General features: G+C 72.8%; 16 protein-coding genes. 9 read left to right on the forward strand and 7 right to left on the reverse strand.

Going from position 1 to position 18,171, the window contains the following annotated elements:
• Window positions 1-123 precede the first annotated feature (123 nt).
• Window positions 124-369 carry a hypothetical protein gene (locus ACIA8Q_RS33500; RefSeq protein ID WP_396318283.1) on the reverse strand — a complete coding sequence of 82 codons (246 nt, stop codon included), beginning with the start codon at window positions 367-369 and terminating at the stop codon, window positions 124-126.
• A 300-nt stretch (window positions 370-669) separates the two neighbouring features.
• On the opposite strand from ACIA8Q_RS33500, the gene ACIA8Q_RS33505 reads away from it, so the two are divergent.
• The 6 genes from ACIA8Q_RS33505 (at window position 670) to ACIA8Q_RS33530 (ending at window position 5,992) form a co-directional block, all read left to right on the forward strand.
• Window positions 670-1,377: a GntR family transcriptional regulator gene (locus ACIA8Q_RS33505; protein WP_396318284.1), complete on the forward strand. Its 708-nt coding sequence runs from the start codon at window positions 670-672 to the stop codon at window positions 1,375-1,377.
• Window positions 1,378-1,446: 69 nt separating this feature from the next.
• Window positions 1,447-2,640, forward strand: a complete 1,194-nt coding sequence (locus ACIA8Q_RS33510) for a hypothetical protein (protein WP_396318285.1) — start codon at window positions 1,447-1,449, stop codon at window positions 2,638-2,640.
• A 5-nt stretch (window positions 2,641-2,645) separates the two neighbouring features.
• Window positions 2,646-2,834, forward strand: coding sequence for a hypothetical protein (locus ACIA8Q_RS33515; RefSeq protein ID WP_396318286.1), 189 nt, complete (start codon window positions 2,646-2,648; stop codon window positions 2,832-2,834).
• 91 nt (window positions 2,835-2,925) lie between these two features.
• A complete protein-coding gene (locus ACIA8Q_RS33520) occupies window positions 2,926-3,279 on the forward strand; it encodes a hypothetical protein (RefSeq protein ID WP_396318287.1) in 354 nt (117 codons plus the stop codon).
• 433 nt (window positions 3,280-3,712) lie between these two features.
• Window positions 3,713-5,695, forward strand: a complete 1,983-nt coding sequence (locus ACIA8Q_RS33525) for a hypothetical protein (RefSeq protein ID WP_396318288.1) — start codon at window positions 3,713-3,715, stop codon at window positions 5,693-5,695.
• Window positions 5,696-5,758: 63 nt separating this feature from the next.
• Window positions 5,759-5,992 (forward strand): hypothetical protein, encoded by a 234-nt coding sequence (locus ACIA8Q_RS33530; protein ID WP_396318289.1) that lies wholly within the window; start codon window positions 5,759-5,761, stop codon window positions 5,990-5,992.
• Between the two features lie 288 nt (window positions 5,993-6,280).
• Here the strand turns inward: ACIA8Q_RS33530 and ACIA8Q_RS33535 are convergent, their stop codons facing one another.
• Window positions 6,281-6,484: a hypothetical protein gene (locus ACIA8Q_RS33535; protein WP_396318290.1), complete on the reverse strand. Its 204-nt coding sequence runs from the start codon at window positions 6,482-6,484 to the stop codon at window positions 6,281-6,283.
• 353 nt (window positions 6,485-6,837) lie between these two features.
• On the opposite strand from ACIA8Q_RS33535, the gene ACIA8Q_RS33540 reads away from it, so the two are divergent.
• Window positions 6,838-7,806, forward strand: a complete 969-nt coding sequence (locus ACIA8Q_RS33540) for a hypothetical protein (RefSeq protein ID WP_396318291.1) — start codon at window positions 6,838-6,840, stop codon at window positions 7,804-7,806.
• A gap of 130 nt (window positions 7,807-7,936) precedes the next feature.
• Here ACIA8Q_RS33540 and mobF read toward each other — a convergent pair whose 3' ends face one another.
• Complete coding sequence (mobF, locus tag ACIA8Q_RS33545) at window positions 7,937-12,001, reverse strand: MobF family relaxase (protein ID WP_396318292.1); 4,065 nt, start codon at window positions 11,999-12,001, stop codon at window positions 7,937-7,939.
• 501 nt (window positions 12,002-12,502) lie between these two features.
• Between mobF and ACIA8Q_RS33550 the strand changes: the two genes are divergently transcribed.
• Both ACIA8Q_RS33550 and ACIA8Q_RS33555 read left to right on the forward strand, forming a co-directional pair.
• Window positions 12,503-13,132: a hypothetical protein gene (locus tag ACIA8Q_RS33550; protein ID WP_396318293.1), complete on the forward strand. Its 630-nt coding sequence runs from the start codon at window positions 12,503-12,505 to the stop codon at window positions 13,130-13,132.
• Complete coding sequence (locus tag ACIA8Q_RS33555) at window positions 13,129-14,310, forward strand: hypothetical protein (protein ID WP_396318294.1); 1,182 nt, start codon at window positions 13,129-13,131, stop codon at window positions 14,308-14,310. Before ACIA8Q_RS33550 ends, ACIA8Q_RS33555 begins: the two co-directional genes overlap by 4 nt.
• Before the next feature lie 597 nt (window positions 14,311-14,907).
• Here the strand turns inward: ACIA8Q_RS33555 and ACIA8Q_RS33560 are convergent.
• The 4 genes from ACIA8Q_RS33560 to ACIA8Q_RS33575 all read right to left on the reverse strand — a co-directional run bounded on the left by ACIA8Q_RS33560 (window position 14,908) and on the right by ACIA8Q_RS33575 (window position 17,879).
• Complete coding sequence (locus ACIA8Q_RS33560; RefSeq protein ID WP_396318295.1) at window positions 14,908-15,312, reverse strand: hypothetical protein; 405 nt, start codon at window positions 15,310-15,312, stop codon at window positions 14,908-14,910.
• 217 nt (window positions 15,313-15,529) lie between these two features.
• The gene (locus ACIA8Q_RS33565; RefSeq protein WP_396318296.1) at window positions 15,530-16,435 is read right to left on the reverse strand and encodes a hypothetical protein; all 906 of its coding nucleotides are present in this window, start codon (window positions 16,433-16,435) and stop codon (window positions 15,530-15,532) included.
• 5 nt (window positions 16,436-16,440) lie between these two features.
• Window positions 16,441-16,848 carry a hypothetical protein gene (locus tag ACIA8Q_RS33570; RefSeq protein WP_396318297.1) on the reverse strand — a complete coding sequence of 136 codons (408 nt, stop codon included), beginning with the start codon at window positions 16,846-16,848 and terminating at the stop codon, window positions 16,441-16,443.
• 14 nt (window positions 16,849-16,862) lie between these two features.
• Window positions 16,863-17,879 (reverse strand): hypothetical protein, encoded by a 1,017-nt coding sequence (locus tag ACIA8Q_RS33575; protein ID WP_396318298.1) that lies wholly within the window; start codon window positions 17,877-17,879, stop codon window positions 16,863-16,865.
• Between the last annotated feature and the right edge of the window lie 292 nt (window positions 17,880-18,171).

Here is an 18,171-nt window from a genome sequence, read left to right on the forward strand (position 1 = left end):
TGGTCTCGACGGCGGTCCGCCGGCGGGGCGAGCGCGCGTTGATCGCGGTGTGGCCCGCGCGGTCCGCGTCGCGGATGGCCTCGGCCTTGCGCTGGGCGGGGGACTTCTTGGTGAAGAGGCCCATCAGTCGCACCGCCGCCCGATGCGGCCGGTGAGCACGAACGGCTCGCCGTCGACCACGCACATCGCGTGGAACTCGGCGGGGATGCTGCCGTCCGCGCTGGCGTCGGTGACGGCGAGGCGGGAGCACCACGACTCCCGGACCAGGCCGGTCACGACGTCGAGCGGCACGGGGTCAGCGGTGCGGTAGGCGACGCCGTCGCGGCGGACGACGCCGACCAGCGGCAGCTTGGTGATGGGCGCGCTCACTCCGACTCACCGCCGCCCTTGCCGACCTGGATGGTCAGCACGCGGTCGGCGCCGGCGGAGGCCTGGGCGCGGTCCTTGTCGGTGATCGGGGGGACGCGGGTAGCGTCGGACATGGCTGTCCCTCCATCGCAGGGGTTGGCCGGAGCCCCGTCCGGGTCGCATCCGGGCGGGGCTCGCTTGCATCACCGACAGTAGAGCAAAACGCGGATTTGCACTACCCCCTTGGTAGAGCACGCCGGAGTGGTCTACCGTCTAGGTAGCGCGAGCAGTTCGAACGCTCGCACCGAGAGGAGGGACGGCATGGCTGGTTACATCGCGATTGCCAGGCACTTTGAAGGGCTCATCGAGTCCGGAGAGCTGCAGCCCGGCGACCGCCTCCCGACCCAGCGGGAGGTGATGCAGGAGTGGGAAGTGGCGGGACAGACCGCCTCGCGGGCGTTCAAGGTCTTGAGGGAGAAGGGCCTGACGCTGGCCACCACTGGCGGGGGCACCGTCGTGGCGCCGACGAGCAGTTCGAACGTCGCGTCGCGCGTCGAGACCTGGGCGAACACGGGTCGGGCGCTCAAGAAGAACGAGACCTCCGAGATCTTGGAGGTCGGCAGGGTCGGCGCGCCCGAGACCATCGCTGCCCGGTTGGGAGTCGAGCCGGGTAGCCCGGTGCAGCTCCGTCGCCGCCTCGTTCGGAGGGGTGGCGTCCCCGTGCACATGAGTTCGTCGTACTACCCGCTGTACGTCGTCGAGGCGACGCCGGAGCTGGCGGAGCCGGTGTCCACCGGCGCGTCGCGCGAGCTCGCAGCGGAGCGTCTCGGCAGTGTGCAGTCCAGGTGGAGGGAGGAGATCACCTCTCGCGAGTCCACCGAGCAGGAGCGTCAGGCGCTCGGACTCACGGCCCCGGCCTGGATCCAGCAGGTGGTCAGGACCGTGTACCTGGCCGACGGGCGGGTGGTCGAGACGGCGATCAAGGTCGTCTCGGCCGAGACCGTGATCAGCCACGAAGGCGAGTTCTGACCGAACAACAGCAAAGCGGGCCGCCCCGGATTGCCCTCCGGTGCGGCCCCGTGACCCACGGAGGTACCCGTGACTCACACGGTCGAGTATGACCGGCACACCCCCCGGCACGCCGTGCCGGGGCCGCTGACCAGCGGTTCCGGCACGGCCGACACGGCCGTGCCGGACGGCCAGACCACCACCCGCACCATCGGCGGATGGGCGGCCTTGCTCCTCGCGCTGATCTTCATCGCGATGGCCGCCGTCGGCGCCGCCGGCGGCTGGGCGACCTACCACAACATGAAGTCGGCGCTTGGCGACAGCGACATGGCTGTGGGCCTGGTCGCGGCGGGCGAGGGCGTCGTCGCCGTCCTCGGTCTCGCTCTGATCGCCCTGACCCTGATCGCCCGGCCCTACCCGCTCGCGCTCCGGTTGGGTTTGTGGATCATGCCGGTGCTCGGGTCGGCGGTCGGCATCTACCTCGCCCACGACGACGCCCACCGCGTCGTCTACGCAGTGACCCCGCTCGCCATGACCGCCGCCGCCGAGCTGGCCGGGTACGTCGCCCGCAGCATCGTCGTGCACCGCACCGGCCACGACGCCGAGGCCGACCGCCGTACCGGCGAGCTGCTGAGGCGGATCGAATACCACCAGGCCAGGGCTCAGCACCACCCCGATGAGGCCACCCGCAAGGAGTCCGCGACGGAGGCCTGGAAGCTGGCCGAGCGCCTCGGCCGCGGCGACCCACGCCTGACCACCGCGCTGACCGTGAGCTACGCCGAGCGCACCACCGCCTCGGCGCTCGCAGCCCTCGACACCCTCTACGGCCGGACGCCTGTCCAGGCCGACCCGCAGCCGCTCCCCGCCGCGCAGCCCGTGCCCGCGATCCTCGCCACCCCGGAGCCGACCCCGATCAGCACCGAGGCGCCGGTGCCTGCCGAGCAGGCCGCCCCGCAGCCGAAGCCCGTGCCGGAGCCCGCCCGGGAGGAAATCCCTGGTCAGCTCCCCTTCGACACGGTCGACACGGGCACCGGCACGGCGACCGACACGGCCGACACGGACCCGGAGCCCGCTCAGCAGAGCGCCCCGCAGCCCGGTGTCCAGCTCTCCGACATCGAGCTGGACGCGGTGGTCCACATGATCCGCACTGCGACCAACCCGCCCAGCAGCTTCAGGGACATGGAGACCCGCTTCCGCCAGCTCGGCTTCGTCGGGTCCGCGGACAGGGTCCGCGCGGCCTGGAAGCGCGTCACTGCCGACGACCCGACCGCCGTGGAGGCCTGATCACCATGAGCACCCAGCGCTACGAGGCCGAGGTCGAGATCCGCACCGCCGCCGGACAGGTCGTCACCTACAAGGGCGACGGCCTCGGCTCCGCCAACCTCGGCGGCGAGCAGCTGCTCGACAGCGTCGCGGCCGCTGCCCTCCACCAGGAGCCCGGCGGCACGGTCGTGGCCTCCCGCGTCCGGACGGCCTGATCCGCATCGGGGACGGCCGGGGCCCCAGGGAACCCGGCCGTCCCCGACCAGAACACCCACACCGGCACGACCCACTCGGGAGGATGACCGCATGACCAGCAACAGCCTCTTCGGCCCCGTCACCGACCAGGAACGCATCCGCTGGCAGCTCCAGGGCGCCCGTGCGCTGACCGATCTGCTGACCAACGCCTTCCACGAGCAGCTGCCCGCGATCGACTGGCAGCTGGGGACCGGCAGCGCCCTGCTTGGCCAGATCCGCCACCCCGGCCAGGCGCCGGCGGACCTGCGTGAGGCGTTCACCGCCTGGGCGCTCTACCTCGGCGCCGTCCCGACCGAGCACACCCACGGAGGCCGCACCGCCCTGCGCGCCAAGGTCGAGCGTCACCCCGCCTACGGCGTCGACATCGTGGTCCTCGCGGAGTTCTACGCCGACGAGCAGGACTGACGACCGACCGGCACGGCCCCGGCACGGCCGACACACCCTCCGGCACGACCCCCTGACAGCACGAAAGGGCCGGTCCGCCACGGCGGACCGGCCCTGATCGTCTTACAGGTCACATCCGGCGCTTTCGCGCCGGACGCAACATGTGGCGCTCCCGTACGGCATGATTCTGATCCAGTACGAAAGCTGAGAGGCCAGTTGGCGCTGGTACCTCTCCGCCGAGTCCCTTCCCAAGTCGCTTACCAGGGCGAGACAGCTAAGGAACCCGACGCTGACCAGCGTAACGGGTGGTGCGGGCTTCCGCGCAACACCCGACCCATCGACTTCGGCCACCGCGCCGGATGCAGCTCCCGCCCCGGCGGTCGAGCGCTCCGCCCCCGGTGGCCGTACGCATGCCCGAAACCAAGGCAAGCGTTCGGCACATGATCAGACTGCCGTGCCGAGCACCCCCGCCGAGCGTGCCGCCGCCTGGGAGGCCCTCGACCAGCGGCACGGGGCGGCTCTCTCGGCGGGCCGCGCCAACCGCGCCGCCCGCCGCGCCGAGCAGCAGGCCGCCGCCCGCGCCGCCCGCGACCTCGCCGCCGCCCTACGCGCCGCAGGCTTCACTACGACCCCAGCCACCGCCCCCAGCCACCCCACCAAGGGCCACGGACGGGCCGTCAGCGCCCCGAACGGCGGCTCGGGTTCGAACCGAGAGAGTTACGTTTCCGCCGCTGCTCAGGGGCCGTCAGGGGGCGCCGCCGATGGCGGGTGCGGCCAACTGGTCAAGGGCGCCGACGCCCAGCTGCACAGCATGATCAAAAAGGGCGACGCCCGGCTCCGCCTGCTCGACGGCATCCAGCGGATCACCGGCTTGCCCACCCTGGAGAAGTGCCAGGTGGTCCCCCTCGGCGACGCCGTCGGCTTCCACATCAACGACGGGGCCGGTCGCCGACCCACGTTCAGCGGCCTGGTCCGGTGCGGGAGCGTCTGGGCCTGCCCGCCGTGCGCCGCCGCGATCCGCGCCAAAAGGGCCGCTGAGCTGGAGGTTTTCGCGCTGGCCTGGCTGGAGGCCGGGCGCGGTATCTACATGGCCACCCTCACCGCCCCGCACTGGGAGCACGTCCGCCTGGGCGTCCAGTTCGACAAGTTCGCCGAGGGCTGGCGGGGCGTCGGACAGGGCGCGTGGTGGACCGGACGCGCTGTCATCCGCGACAAGGCCCCGGTGCCGTGGGACCGCCGCCACGACTACGACGACCTGCCCGAGGAGATCGAGCCGCGCGAGGTCGACGGTCGGCTGGTCGTCTGGAAGCAGGGCTGGAAGGCCCGCCGGGGCATCCGGGGCGTCACCCGCACCATCGAGGTCACCCACGGGGCGAACGGGTGGCACTCCCACCTCCACGTCCTGCTGTGGACGGAGGGGCCCGCCACCCGCGAGCAGGCTGACCTGCTCCAGGAGGAGCTGTACAAGCGGTGGGCGGCCCGTTGCAAGGCGGTCGGCCTGCCCACTCCGGACCGCGAGCACGGCGTCCGAGTGGACCCCGCGATCCTCCAGGCGGACGGCTCGATGCCGCTCGGCCTGATCAAGTACCTGGCCAAGGTGCAGGACCAGGACGTCATCACCAAGGAGGTCACCGCTCGCCCGCTCGCAGCCGAAATGACCAGGTCAGACGACAAGCTGGCCCGTGGGGCGAAGGGTCGCACGCCCTTCAAGCTGGCCGAACTCGCCATCGCCGGGGACGAAGTCGCGCTCGGCTTGTGGCGGGAGTACGAGCAGGCCACCCGCGGCCGGCAGTGCCTCACCTGGACCGAGGGCTTCAAGGCTGAACTGGCGTCGCTCGCCGGTGTCGAGCTGGACGAGCGGGACGACGAGGAGCTGCCCGTCGCCGAGGACGACGAGAAGCACCGCGATCTGCCTGACCTGGCGATCCGGGGCGGCGCGTACCGCTCCGGCATCGGTCTGCGGCACGGTGGCCGCGCCGACCTGACCATGGCTGGGTTCACCGGGAAGATGCCCGGTGTCCTCGCCCAGCTCCTGGAGTGGGGCCTCAAGCCCGGCGAGGACTTCTGGAAGCCCGAGCAGCCGCTCGGCCGGGACGCTGGCATGACGAAGGAGCAGGTCGAGCGCCGCCGGCGGCAGAAGGCCGAGCGGCAGGCGTACCACGAGCGTCTGCGGCAGGAGCGGGAGGGCAACCCCGAGCGCTGGGCCGTCGCCGTCGAGAAGCGCCGGGCGACGATCGCCGCCCGCGCCGCCGAGCAGGCCGCCGAGGTCCAGGAGGAGCTGATCGACCACCAGGCACTCGCCGAGGCCGAGCAGCACCGCCTCGACGCGGCCGGGGCTCAGTTCCTCGCCGCCCGCCGTTCCGCCCAGGCCAAGCGACGCGCCGAGCTGGACGCCAGCCTCGCGCGGTTCCGTGAGCGAGAGGCCGTCTCGGCCTGATCCCCGGTCAACCCGAACCGCACCAACCGACCCACCCGCGAGGGTGAGAACAGGAGAGACCCGATGACCACCGCCCGCCGCCCGCTCGGCCCCGGATTCGATCGCACCCACCAGGACACCGACGACACCCCGCACCGCCCCGGCCTCACCGCCGCCGAACTCGCAGCCCTCGCCGCACCGGCACACCCCGTGCCGCCCGTGCCGGTCGACCCGGCACGCCCCGCGCCGACTGGCCGCCGCCCGCTCGCCGTCCGTCCTGACCCGGTGCCGGCTGACATCGACCGGACCGCGGACTGACCAAAGGTGCTGCTCGCCAGGCAGCGCCGATAAGCGGGCAATCTCGCAAGATTGGCCGCTGTCGCCGCCGGCCACCTGCCGTCAACGGGCTGACAGCAGGTGGCCGAGGGGGGTCTGACCAGGGCGTACGTCGCGTGTTGACCGGCCATGCGCTTGCCCAGCGGTTCCCGCTGAACCGCTAAACAAGCGCGCGGCCGGGTTAACACTCGATCGTTTCGCCGGAATCAGGATTGGAAATCCATTCCCTAAATGAATCCGGCACTCGAATTCAGGGATTACGGATTGGTGCTACTTTTCGCACGACTTCGGCTGTGCAACGGTTGAGTTCACCGTTTCCGGCCTTATCGAGTGCATGTGGTGCATCGCCTCGGATGCCGCCGTGGAGATGACCGGGGCCAGGAGCGTGGCGACGAAGCCCAGGATCGCGGGCTTCAGAGAGGTCCGGTCCTGCTGTTTCTGCAGCTCAGTGGCGGTATGAGGCTTCGCCTTCACGGCCGATCCGTGGGCCTTGTGCTTGGTGTTCTTGCGTGTTTTTGGCATGACTATGCCCTTTCGCTAGAGGTTGACTGTGGGGAAGATTTCCCTGATACGACAGAACCGAGGCGCGTCCTTGCCTCGGCATGACGAATATTACGCCGGTCGGGTGGCCTGCACAATTTGCTTGGTAGGCAACCCCTCTGAGCTGGGATAAAGGCTCCGCGCCATATTCGGCGGAGCTATTCTCCTCCGTTTCCTTGCTTTTTGCAGTGGTGCTGTGCTCGGAAGCTGACCGATGGTCAGTCGCCGGGGTGACCGGCATAGGTAGGAGAGTGCGGTTGGGCGAGTTATCTAGCATGATTGCCCGCATGGCTTCGACGGTGCAGTACACGGTGGCGGTGCGGGAGGAGCGGCTCCAGCTGCTCGACCTGGTGGCCGACATGGCAGCCGCGGAAGAGCGGGCCTGGCTCGCCCAGGAGCGCGAGGGACACCTCGGGCTGAGGGCCGGGAAGTTGGCAGCGGCCCGCCGGGCGACCCGAGAGAAGCTGGCCGAGGAGCGGGAGGCCGGCCGTCTCGCGGGGAGTAAGGACTGGCTGCTGGTGCCTGGAGTCCGGGCCGAACTGGCTGCTCGGGGATGGGACCGGGATTGGCCGCCGATTCCGAGGGGGGCGCTCGCGGCCGGCCGCAGATGGGGAACGGACCCGGGCCGCTACGACGGCCAACACGACGAGGGCGAGACGCGTTTCCTCGGTCGGCTCGGACTGCGGCTCCCGCGCGAAATCGGCGAGAAGCTCCAACGCGCCTGCTACTGGCACAACGCCGAGATCGAGAAGCAACTCCAGGACTGGGCCGACGAGTGGGGCGACGGACCCGAGGTCATCATGCGCGAATCGGTCCGCGAGTTCGGCGGTGTGACCGAACTCGCCGGAATGGTCGCCGGCCTCGCGGCCATGCACACCCCGACCGCCGATGAGCTCCTACGGCGGGCCGAGCTGCGCGCCCAGGTGGTGACCACCGGCGACATCCTGCGCGCCGCGCTCGACCACGCCCTGACGGCGGCTCCCGAGCGGGCCCGCCGCGAGCACACCCGGCTACGCGGCGCCGCAGCCAAGGCGCACCGGGACGCCGAACATGCCGCCCGCCGCGCCGCGTCGGCCAAGGAGGAGCAGAAACTCGCCGAGGCCTCCGACAAGGCCGAAGCCGCGGAGAAGGCGGAGAAGGACGCCACGCACTGGAGCACCATGGCCACCCGGTACCGCTTCGACGCTGACCGGCTCGCCGCCCAGGCCGACCAGGTCCGGGACCTCCTCAACCAGCTGAAGACCCACCGCACCTGACTACCCGCCGCTCCGCTCTCCGGAGTCCGGGGCGGCAGGGGATGGCGACCAATCTTGCAAGATTATCCGCCTTAGGCGACTCCCCGGCACGGGCCGTGCCGGTCGTCCGGCACGGGCGTGTCGGTGCTGGTCAGCGCCCCCTGCTGGGGCCGGACCGACCCTGCGTGGGTGGCTCGTACCTGTATGCGTACTCGTCGCGCTGCCGCTGCCGTTCGGCGGCGCGGGCCTGCTCCTGGGCCCGGCGCTGGTTCGCCTCGCGGATCGCGGCGGTGCGCTCGACGGCCTCGGTCGTGCGGCGGCCGGCGGGCAGCTGCTCACGGACCACGGCCTCCTCGCGCAGACCGGCTGCGCGCTGGTCGAGCTGCTCGGCAGTGCGGCGCTGCCCGGCGGCCTCGGTCACCAGCCGCTGGTACTCGGACAGGTCGTAGCGGTCCCACCCCTCGGCGAGGCTGGGCAGCTTGGCCCGGCCAGCGGCGACCCGGTCCTCGGTCGGCCCGTACGGCGAGCCGATGTTGGCCGTGTCCAGCTCGGCCTTGGCCTGGCGACGCAGATCGGCAGCCTGCGCGCGCAGGTCGAGGACCTGTTGGCGCATGACCTCGATCTCCGCAGTGCGGTTGCTGACACGCTGGCGCAGGGCGTCGGCGGCCTCCAGCATCCCGCCACGCTGGAAGAAGACGGCGGAGCGCTTGAGGGCGGCGCGTGCGCGGATCCGGCCCTCGACCCGCATCTCTTCCCGGTTCGTCGCGTACATCTCGACGGTGCGGGCGTCGATGTCGGCTGCGGCCTGGGTGGCGGCCGCGGCCCGGCCGAGCAGGTCCTCGGCGGCATCGAGGTGCGCGGTGGCCTTGGCCAGGCGCTGCCGGCCGGGGGACTGATCAGTGCCCAGGACGGCGGCGAGCCGGTCCGCCCGGGCTTCGAGCTGATGGGCCTTCGCCCGGGTCTGCTGCGCCTCGGCCTCGGCCTTCTCGGCGCGCGGCAGCAGCGAGCCGGTGCTCACACCGCCGTGCGCACGCTCGCGCCACCCGGGCACCGGCGGCGCGACCGGCTCCGGGGGCAGTACCCGGCCGGTCCGGAAGCCGTCCGGCTGCTCGATCGCCGGGGGGTTCTGACGCTGTGCCGGGACGTCGCCGGGGGCGTGCCGGTGCTGGTCAGGGACCGGCACGGCCACCGGCACGGGCTGCTCGGCGGAGGTGAGCTCGTCCAGGACCATGACGTCCCCGCCGTCTCGCTCCAGCTGTCGCCCGTACGCCGCGACGGCGCGGTCCAGGCGCTCGGCGCTGGTCCGCGGCTCGCCCAGCGTGATCCGGGTGACGTCGTCCTCCAGCTCGGCGAGCGGAAGAACGAGGTGGGTCTCCTGCCGGGCCCGGGACAGTGCCGGGTACAGGCTGTGGGCGTCGGCGCCCCGGCCGGAGGCGATCGTCACCGTGCTGGTCAGACCCTGCGCGGACCCGATCGTCATCGCGTACCCGTGGGTCAGCCGCCCCTCGGCGACGTCGCGCGGGCTCATCCACGCCCGGTCGGTGCGGTGCCCGCCGGCGCCGTCCGGGCGCCGCCACTCGACCAGCACCCCGCGCCGCTGGTCGACCTCCAGGGCCACGCCCCGGAAGCCGTTCAGCACGTCCGGTTCGTCACCGCGACGAGAGCGGTAGTCGTTGCGGCGCACGTGGACCAAGTCGCCGCGTGCGAACTCGACGCGGCCGCCGTCCGGGGCCCGGAAGGTGTGCTCGCCGGGCAGTTCGCCGGCGGCGACCCGCAGTGCCCGGGCCCCGGCGTTGAGTTCGGCGACGTCGGCCCGGCGGGCGGCGAGCAGCAGCAGCTCGGCGACCTGGCCGTGCGGGTCACCGGCCCACCGGACGCGGGCCGAATCCCAGGCCGAGAGCATCGTCTCGTGGGCCTGCTCGACGGTGTCGACGGCGTGGACGCGCCCGTGCCCGGCCAGCATCGCCAGTGCGCTGGTGCGCCCGCCGTCGCGCCACGCCTGCAGCGCGGCCCGATCGACCTCGTCGGTCTGGCGCCGGTTCTCGGTCAGGGACAGGCCTTCGACGATCTGGTGGATCCGGGCGAAGCCGCCGCCGATCCCGACCGCGCGCAACTGGAGCGGGTCGCCCAGGCCGACGACCTTCGTGCCGGTGGTGGAGGCGTGTCGCAGCAGAGCGGCGAGCGCCCGGTCGTCCACCATCGCGCCCTCGTCCACGACCAGGACGCCGACGCCGTCCAGGCCGCGGCCGCCGGAGATGTCGCGCGTCCACGCGGCGATTGTCCTGGAGTCGATCCCGGCCTCGGCCGCCAGGTTCGCCGCCGCGACCGCCGCCGTACTGGCGCCGACCACGGAAAGGCCGGCGGCCTCCCACCCGGCCCTGGCCGCCTGCATGAGCGTGGTCTTGCCCGCCCCGGCGACGCCGATCACGGCGTCGGCCGCGTGACCGGCGGTCAGCAGCCGCACGATCACCGCGCGCTGTTCAGGGGAGAACTCGAACGGCTTGCCCGCCGTGGACTTCGAGGCCTCGGCGACGGCCATCGTGAGCCCGGCCGCCTCCGGAGTGAGCTGCGCCAGACCCCGGCCCAGACCGGTCGCCGCCGACTCGATGATGGTCGACTCCGCCTCGATCACGGAGGTGTGGGTGTAGCGCTGCCGGTGGTGCTGGTGGTGCCGGTTGGAGTCCCTCAGGCGGACGGCGTGCCCGTCGACGGCGAGGACCTGGTCGACCAGCTCGGTGAGCTGCTCGACGGAGTCGAGGTACGGCAGGGCCTGGACCACGGCGGCCATCACCTCGACGTGCCCAACCGTCTTCTTCGACGCCACCAGGCCGTGTTCGAGGTCGTCCCAAATTTGGGAGGCGATCTGCTCGGGCGTCGGCAGCACCGGGCCGCCCGGACCACCGACCGCGGGCGTGCCGCCGTCCGGGCCGGGCAACGCGCCGCGCACCATCGCGTCGACCGCGACCCCTGCCTCGGCGAGCACGACCAGGCGCTCGTCCTCGTCCAGGCCGGAGAGGTCGCCGGCCATCACCGCGACCGCCCGGTCCCGCCAGCTGGTGCGCTCGGCCGCCTGGTCGGCGCCGACCTTCTTCTCGGCGGTGCGCCGCGCGGCCGCCTTCTGCTGGTCGCGGGTCGCCTCGGGCCCGACCTCCGCGACCACCTGGGCGCGACGACGGGAGAACGCGGCCCGCAGGCCCTCGTCCACACCCGCCAGCTCCCACGCGCCGGTCGTCGCCGAGCGCTCCCACCGGGCGCCGTACCGGGCGGTGAGGCGCTGCCTCAGCCGGGCCTCGGCGATCTCGTTGACGACGTGGCCGTGCCGCAGCAGGTCCTCGGCGCCAGCCGCGATGGTGCGCCACTTCCCGTCCGCGCCCAGCGCCATGTGCGCGATGGAGACGTGGGTGTGCAGGTGGGGGTCACCGACCGCGCCGTCGACCGGCCGGGCGCTGCGGTGCAGCGTCGTCCAGCCGAGCAGGCCGGACGTGGCGACCCGCTCAGCCCGCTGCCCGTCGCCGTGGTGCCCGGCCATCCCGTACGCCGTCCACGGCTCCAACGCCTCGGTGACGGCCTCGGAGACGGAGGCGTGCCACTCCTCCTCAATCCCGGCCGCCACGTCGTCAGCCGCCAAGGCCCACGCGGTCGAGATGCTCTTGGGGAGGTCCAGCACGAGGTCGACGCCGCGTAGGCCGACGTCCACGTGCCGCCCGGCGAACGGCCGCGCCTGGGCGACGACGTCGGCGCCGTACAGCTCCTCGACGTCCAGGCCGGCCGCGGCGGCGATGCGCTCGGCGTCGGCCAGCGGGAGCAGGTGGCGCTCGCCCTCCCGGCGCACGCCGCGCCCGGCACGGGCCAGCCGCTCCGCGAGCGGACCGCCCCCGAGGTACGCGGCCGAGGTGACGCCGTCCGCCTCGGCGAGCGCGGCGACGGCGTCCACCAGGACGTGCGCGGCCACCTTCCCGCGCGGGTCCAACACCTTCTTGCGGGCCACCAGCTGCGCCCCGGTGCGCGGGTCGCGACCGTCCATCAGGGCGCGCGCGGCGTCCGGGTCGACGGGAGCCCCGGCGGTCAGCCCAACCTCGCCGAGACCGCTGCCAATCCACCGGAGGTCCGTCTCCGAGGCGAGCCGGTACTCGACCTGGGCGTCCCGGTCGACGTCGCACCCGCAGTCCCGGGACAGCCGGTAGTCCACCTGCTCGGGGGCGCGGATCGGCGTCACCCACCCCATCCCGCCCCACCCCCTCCGTCCGCCCCGTCCGCCCCGTCCGCCCCGTCCGCCCCCGGCGGACCATGATCCTGTATCGAAGATACCTGGAGTGCTATTCAGTACCTCGTTCAGTACCCATCGAGATCATCTTCGCAACCTTGGTGGTCCTCTGGGTGTGGCTTTGGTCGGTCGCTTCGGTCGCTTCCTGGTGGGGTTGGTGTGGTGGTCGGCTGGTGTCGGATGGTCAGGTGGGTGGCCGTGTCGGGGCGGTCCGGCACGGCGGCACGGGGTGTGCCGGACCACCGGCACGGTCCTGGTGGGCGTGGTGAAGGGAAGGGTGGGCGGAGCCTCGGGGGTTGGCGTGCAATCTTGCTAGATTGCACGCTGGCGCGGGGCCGGAACGCGAACGGCCCCCGGCGAACCGGGGGCCGTTCATGCTGATTGCACCCGCACGGTACCAGCGTCCGGCGTTGCCCGGCGGTGCCTCACTGCGGCGGGGCTAGCGTGTCGGCCATGCTGATTGCCTCCGTGAACTTCAAGCCGGGCACGGGGAAGACCACCACCAGTGGCTGGCTGGCCTCGGCGATGCACGAGCGCCACGAGACGCCCCCGGTGGTCGGCGTGGACGCCGACCGCTCGCGGGGCTGGGCCGACTGGAACCAGATGGCCGCCTTCCCCTTCCCCGTCCACCCCTGCGCTCGACCGCAGGCCGACATCCTGATCCCCGAGCTGGTGCCCGCCGGCCACGACGCGGTGGTCGACTGCCCCCAAGCCGAGGACCACGCCGACATCGTGCTGTCGGTGCTCAAGCTCGCCGACGTCGTCATCGTCCCGGCCAGCACGAGCAGCTACGAGCTGCCCCGCACCCTCGACACCGCGCGGTTCCTTGAACGCGCCCGTCAGGAGACCGGCCGTGCACTGCCGGCGGTCGTCTCGCTGAACCGGGTCGACCCCAACGACACGAAGTGGACGTGGAAGGTGCGCGAGGACCTGGTGGCCGCGGGCTTCACCGTGCTGGTCACCGAGATCCCGGCCCACCGCAAGTACATCAAGAGCTGGGGCACGCGGATCAAGGCGCGGATGACCCACTACGACCGCGTCCTCACCGAGATCCGGAACATGAAGCTGGGAGTAGAGGGATGAGCACGCCCGCAGCACAGCACCGCAACGACCGCCCGGACCGGCCGGACCGGTCGATCGTCACCCTGGTCCAGGACCTGCCCGACCTCGCCGACGTCGCCGAGGGCACCGGCGCGCTCACCGCGATGGAGCGCGCGAACCTCGCTGCCGCCGAGGCCGCCCTCGACACCTTCCAGGCCTCCGGCTGGGCGGCGGGGCAAGCCCTGGCCGTCATCGCCAAGGGCCACCTGCACCGCGACACCCACGACACCTTCCCCGAGTACCTGTGGGAGCGCTGGGGCCTCAAGCCCTCGCCCGCCTACCGGCTGATGGAGGGTTGGCGCTTGGCGGCCCGGCTCGCCCCGGCGACCGCCGGCCGCGGGGTGACCGGCAGCCACGTCACCAGCCTCATGCCGGTGGTGAAGGCCTACGGCGGCGACCGAGACGAGGACGGCCGCGACGAGCTCGGGGAGACGACCGCCGAGGCGGTGTTCCACGGGGCCCAGGACGCGCTGAAAGAGTCGGCCCTCGACCGCAAGCTCACCGCCGCTCTCCTGGACGCCGCGGTCACCGCCCTGCCGCAGCCGACCGAGCTGCCCGAGGACCAGGGCGAGCGCGCCAAGGCGGTCCGCGAAGCTGCCCGAGAGGCCGTGACCTCCCTAATTAGGGAGCCCGGCGGCACCGGGAACGGGAAGAAGAAGGAGAAGCCGGCCCCGAGCGCGGTCCGGCTGGCCACTCAGGTCCCCCCGCAGCTCGCCGAGGCGCTCGACGGCTGGGTGGACCGGCTGTCGGCGGGCCTGGCCCTGCCGCTGAACCGCGAGGGCCTGGTCACCCGGATCGTCCAGCTCGCCCTGGAACAGCCCGAGTCGCTGGTCGCGGTCGCCCGCCGGATCGAGTCCGAGCAGGCGGAGACCGTCGGCGGCGCCCGGCGCTGGACCTGGACACCGAAGGGCAAGCCGCGTGGCCACATCCGGATCGCGGAAGAACGGGCGAAGGGCCACAAGGCCGGCCGGGGCGAGAACGAGGTCCGCTGCCTCACCGCGCGGGAGCAGACGGACGAGGGCCTGCCGCTGTGTGGGGAAACGCCGACGTGGCGGATCACCGACCAACCGACCGGCCCGGCCGCGATGGTGACCACCGCCTACTACTGCGTCGGGCACCTGCCGGCGGACTGCAGCCCGCCCGGCCGCTGGAACGGCTGACGGCTCCTCCGCTCCGCGTGGCCTCGGCGGTGCGCCGGGGCCACGCGGCATGTAGTCGGGCTTGTAGTCGGTGCGTTGCCGCAGGTCGTCGGCCGGGGAGTCCACCACCACCCCCGGGCGGGGGAGCGGGGCCGGGCCCGTGCCGGTCAGTGTGTCGGTCGTGCCGGTGCCCGTGCCGCCGTGTCGACGGCCCGCGTCTAATCTCGCAAGATTGCCTGCCCAAGCGCGACGGGGCGCCGGCCTTTCGCGTGCTTGGCCCGCCATCGTCCTTGACCCCACGGGTGGGGGCCGTGGCGGGACTCCCCGGTGGGCGGCAGGCCTGCCCGGATCACGGCCGCCGGGGGTCCCGACCATCTCGCCAGGCGTGCACGATCCGCGCGCGGTCGGTGAGGGACCCCCAGAGGCCGTGATATCGCCCATCGGGTGCCGCCCGCCGGGGAGTCCCGCCATACGGTCCACGCCCGCCACATCGCACGCTGCACAAGATCACGAGGCCCCCGGCTCCCCGGAGGTGGCCGGGGGTCTGGGGGCGGAGCCCCCCGGGATCTTTGACCTGAGCTGACGCACCCTCGGCCGGAAGGCGGCCCGGGGTCGCGGTCAGGGGTGGCTGGTGGCGGAGGGAGGGGCGAGCGGGGTCGTCGGCTGGACGAGTGGGTGGGGCGGGGGCAGGGCGGAGGCGAGGTTGGTCAGCATGTCGTACAGGCGCCAGCCGATGAAGGCCACCACGACCACGGTTACGGTCAGTGACAGCTTTGAGCGGGTGATCACGGCGACAATCGTGCGCAGGAGCCGCTGATTGGAGGTCTCCCAGGTGGCGGCGTCCGGTGTCCAGGTGGTGGGGGCGGTGCCGCTGTCGAGGGGGGTGATGCTCTGGCTCTCGGGTGCGCGGCCGTCGTGGACGGTGGTGATGTGGCGGCGCTGCTCGATCAGGGCCTCGGTGGGGTCGAGGTGGTCGCTGATGGTGCGGCAGACCCCGCAGCGGTAGCGGTACAAGATCGGCATCCCCTCTCGGCGGGGCTGTAGTCGGGGGTTGTAGTCGGGGTGTAGTCGGGGGTGTAGTCGTGTAGTTTTCGCAGGTCAGCCGCCGGGTGTAGTCGAGATCGGCGGGGGCCTGGTCCTCCTCGGGGGAGAGCGGCGATCGAGGCTGTCCGAGCATGGCAGAACCCCCGCCCGGCCGGTGGCCGAACGGGGGCTCTGGTGGTGGGGCGGTGAGGGAGGGTCAGACGGCCTCGGCTGGGGCGGGCTCGGGGACCGGTTGTGCGGGCAGCTGGGGAGGGCGTCCGAGGAGGGCGGTGAGCCCCTCGGCGGAGAAGCCGGGGGACACTGCTTTTTCCTTCTTCCCGGCGACCCGGATCTTGGGTTCGACGGGGAGGCCGGCGGCCCTCACGACGGCGCCGAAATCACGCGCTGTTAGCCCCGGGTAGTAGTGGTGGCGCTGGAGGCTTTCGAGGACCTCGGCGAGGTGGACGTATCCGCGGCCTTCGTCGCGCTGGGCGCGGATGGCGACCATGTGCTCGATGGTGGTGGTCAGCTCGGCCACGGTGAGGGGCGGGCGGTCGGTCGGTTCGGTCTGCTCCCGGTCGTCGTCGGCGTCGCCCTGGTCGTCGTCGGCGTCGGCCGGGGCGGCGTCCTTGGCGCGCGTCTTCGCCGGGGCAGGGGCGTGGATCAGGGCGGCGATCCACCACACCCCGAGGAGGATGCCGATGCCGGGCTGGATCCAGGGGCGGGCGAGCGACCAGATCAGCGGGCCGCCGACGACGAGCAGCAGGGCGGCGGCACCGGCGGTGTCGCCGAGCTTGCTGCGGGTCTCCTTGCGGGCGGCCTTGGCCTGCTCCAGCTCGAACTCGCGGGCCGCCACCTTCGCGGCCTCCTGCGCCTGGAGCATCGCGGCGCGCTTGATCGGGTCGGTCTCCGCCGAGACCTTCTTCACGAAGGCGGCCTCGGCGGCCTCGGCAGCCTCGGCGGCGAGCTCCTCCCGCTTGGCCCTGAGCGCGGCGGCCTCGGCACGCCGCTCGCGCTGGGGCGCCGTCAGCTTGCGGATGAGGACGGGCGTGCCGGTGGCCAGGCCGGTGATGGGCCACAGGAGGGTGGCGCCTAGTTTCTCGGTGGGGATGATCTTCTCCATCGTCATCACTTCGCGAACGCGCTGATCAGGCCGGAGACGATGGACGCGGGCAGGACCCAGAGTCCGCCGGCGGCGGCGAACAGCGACGGTGCGATGGCCCCGCACAGGGCGTCCTTCCACGCCTTGGGCTTGAGGCCGAAGACGGCGATGGTCAGGATCGCCGCGGTCGCGCCGGTCTGCCAGTCACCGAGGGCGGCGTTGCCCTTGAACGCGTCGCTGAGCTGTGTGCCGATGCCGCTGATCTGCTGGAACGCGGTGCCCGCGTTGGCGGCCAGCTCGCCGATGCCGAACGCCCAGTAGGGGACGTGTTCGGGCTGGACGTTGATCTTGTTCTTCCCGCGCACGCCGACGTACAGGTAGAAGGTTGCGACGGTGGCGGCGCCGCCGGTGCCCAGGGCGATGAGGCTGCTCATGGTGGGTGTCTCCTTTATCGGTAGAGGGGCAGGGCGGTGAACAGGGGGGCGAGGCCGGCGGCGACGGCGAGGCCGGAGGCGACCGGGACGCGCAGGATGACGAGGATCAGGAGGGGCCCGGCGCCCCGGACTTCGGAGACGCGCAGGCGGCCCCGGTCACGGATGTGCAGGTCCAGGGCCCAGCCGAACCCCGCCAGCAGCAGGCCGACCATGGGGCCACCGGGTGCGATCAGCGACACCAGGCCGGTGCTGTAGCCGCCGGTCGCGCTGATCGCGGTGAGGATCGCCCAGCGCCAGAAGCGGCGGGTGCGGTCAGAGGAGTCGCCCTTGGCGCGGGCGGCCCGGCGGCGCTCGCGCCGGGCCTTGGTGCGGGCCTCGCGCTGGTCGGCGAGCTGCTGCTGACGGTGCCGCTTGGTCCGCTGCTCGGGGGTCTCCCCTGCGGCGGCCAGGGCCGCGTCCTCCTCGGCGCGGGCCCGCCGCTTGGCGGTCTCGCGCTCGGCCTCCAGGCGGGCGGCCCGGTCCTCGGGGGTCTCGGTGATCCGGTTGGCGAGCAGGTCGACCAGGCCGACGAGGTCGTCGCGCTGCGCGGGGCCGCCGGCAAGGGCGTCCTCGATGCGGTGGCGCTCGGCGCGTTCCTTGGCGGTCTCCCCGACCTTGGTGAACGCCGCGTCGCGCCGGGCGCGCTGACCCGCGAGCAGCTCCTCGTACTCCACCTGTTCCCGGGCCGCGCGCTGGGCCTCGGTCTCGGTGAGGAGCTGGCCGATCTGCGAGGCGATCGTCGTGGCCTGCTCGGCGAAGATCTCGCGGGCCGGGGCCCAGAACGCGGCCGCGGCTTCCTCCACCGAGGGCGGCGCGGCCGGGCCGACCGGCACAGGGATGTGGACGGAGGCTTGGACCGGGGCGGGGGTCGGGGTCGGGATGCGGGGGCCGTCCTTGCGCCACCACTCGGCGACGACCTCGCTCGCGGGCGAGGGCTGGGCGTCGGGCATGCCGGCGGTGGGCGGCTCGGTCGGGGGCGGGGGGATCGTCACCGGTGCCGTCCCTCCAGGTAGGCGATGGCCACCAGGTAGAGGCCGCCGATGACGATCGCCACGTTCCCCAGGAACAGGATCAGGCAGATCAGCTGGGTGATCACGTGCGTCTCCTCTCGGGAGAGAAGGGGGCCCGGCCGGAACCGGGCCCCGGACGGCGGGTCAGGAGGAGCGCCACCAGGCGCGGGCGGGAGGGTTGGTCTCGACGGCGGTCCGCCGGCGGGGCGAGCGCGCGTTGATCGCGGTGTGGCCCGCGCGGTCCGCGTCGCGGATGGCCTCGGCCTTGCGCTGG

The organism is Kitasatospora sp. NPDC051705, from assembly GCF_044453265.1.
Lineage (GTDB): Bacteria > Actinomycetota > Actinomycetes > Streptomycetales > Streptomycetaceae > Kitasatospora.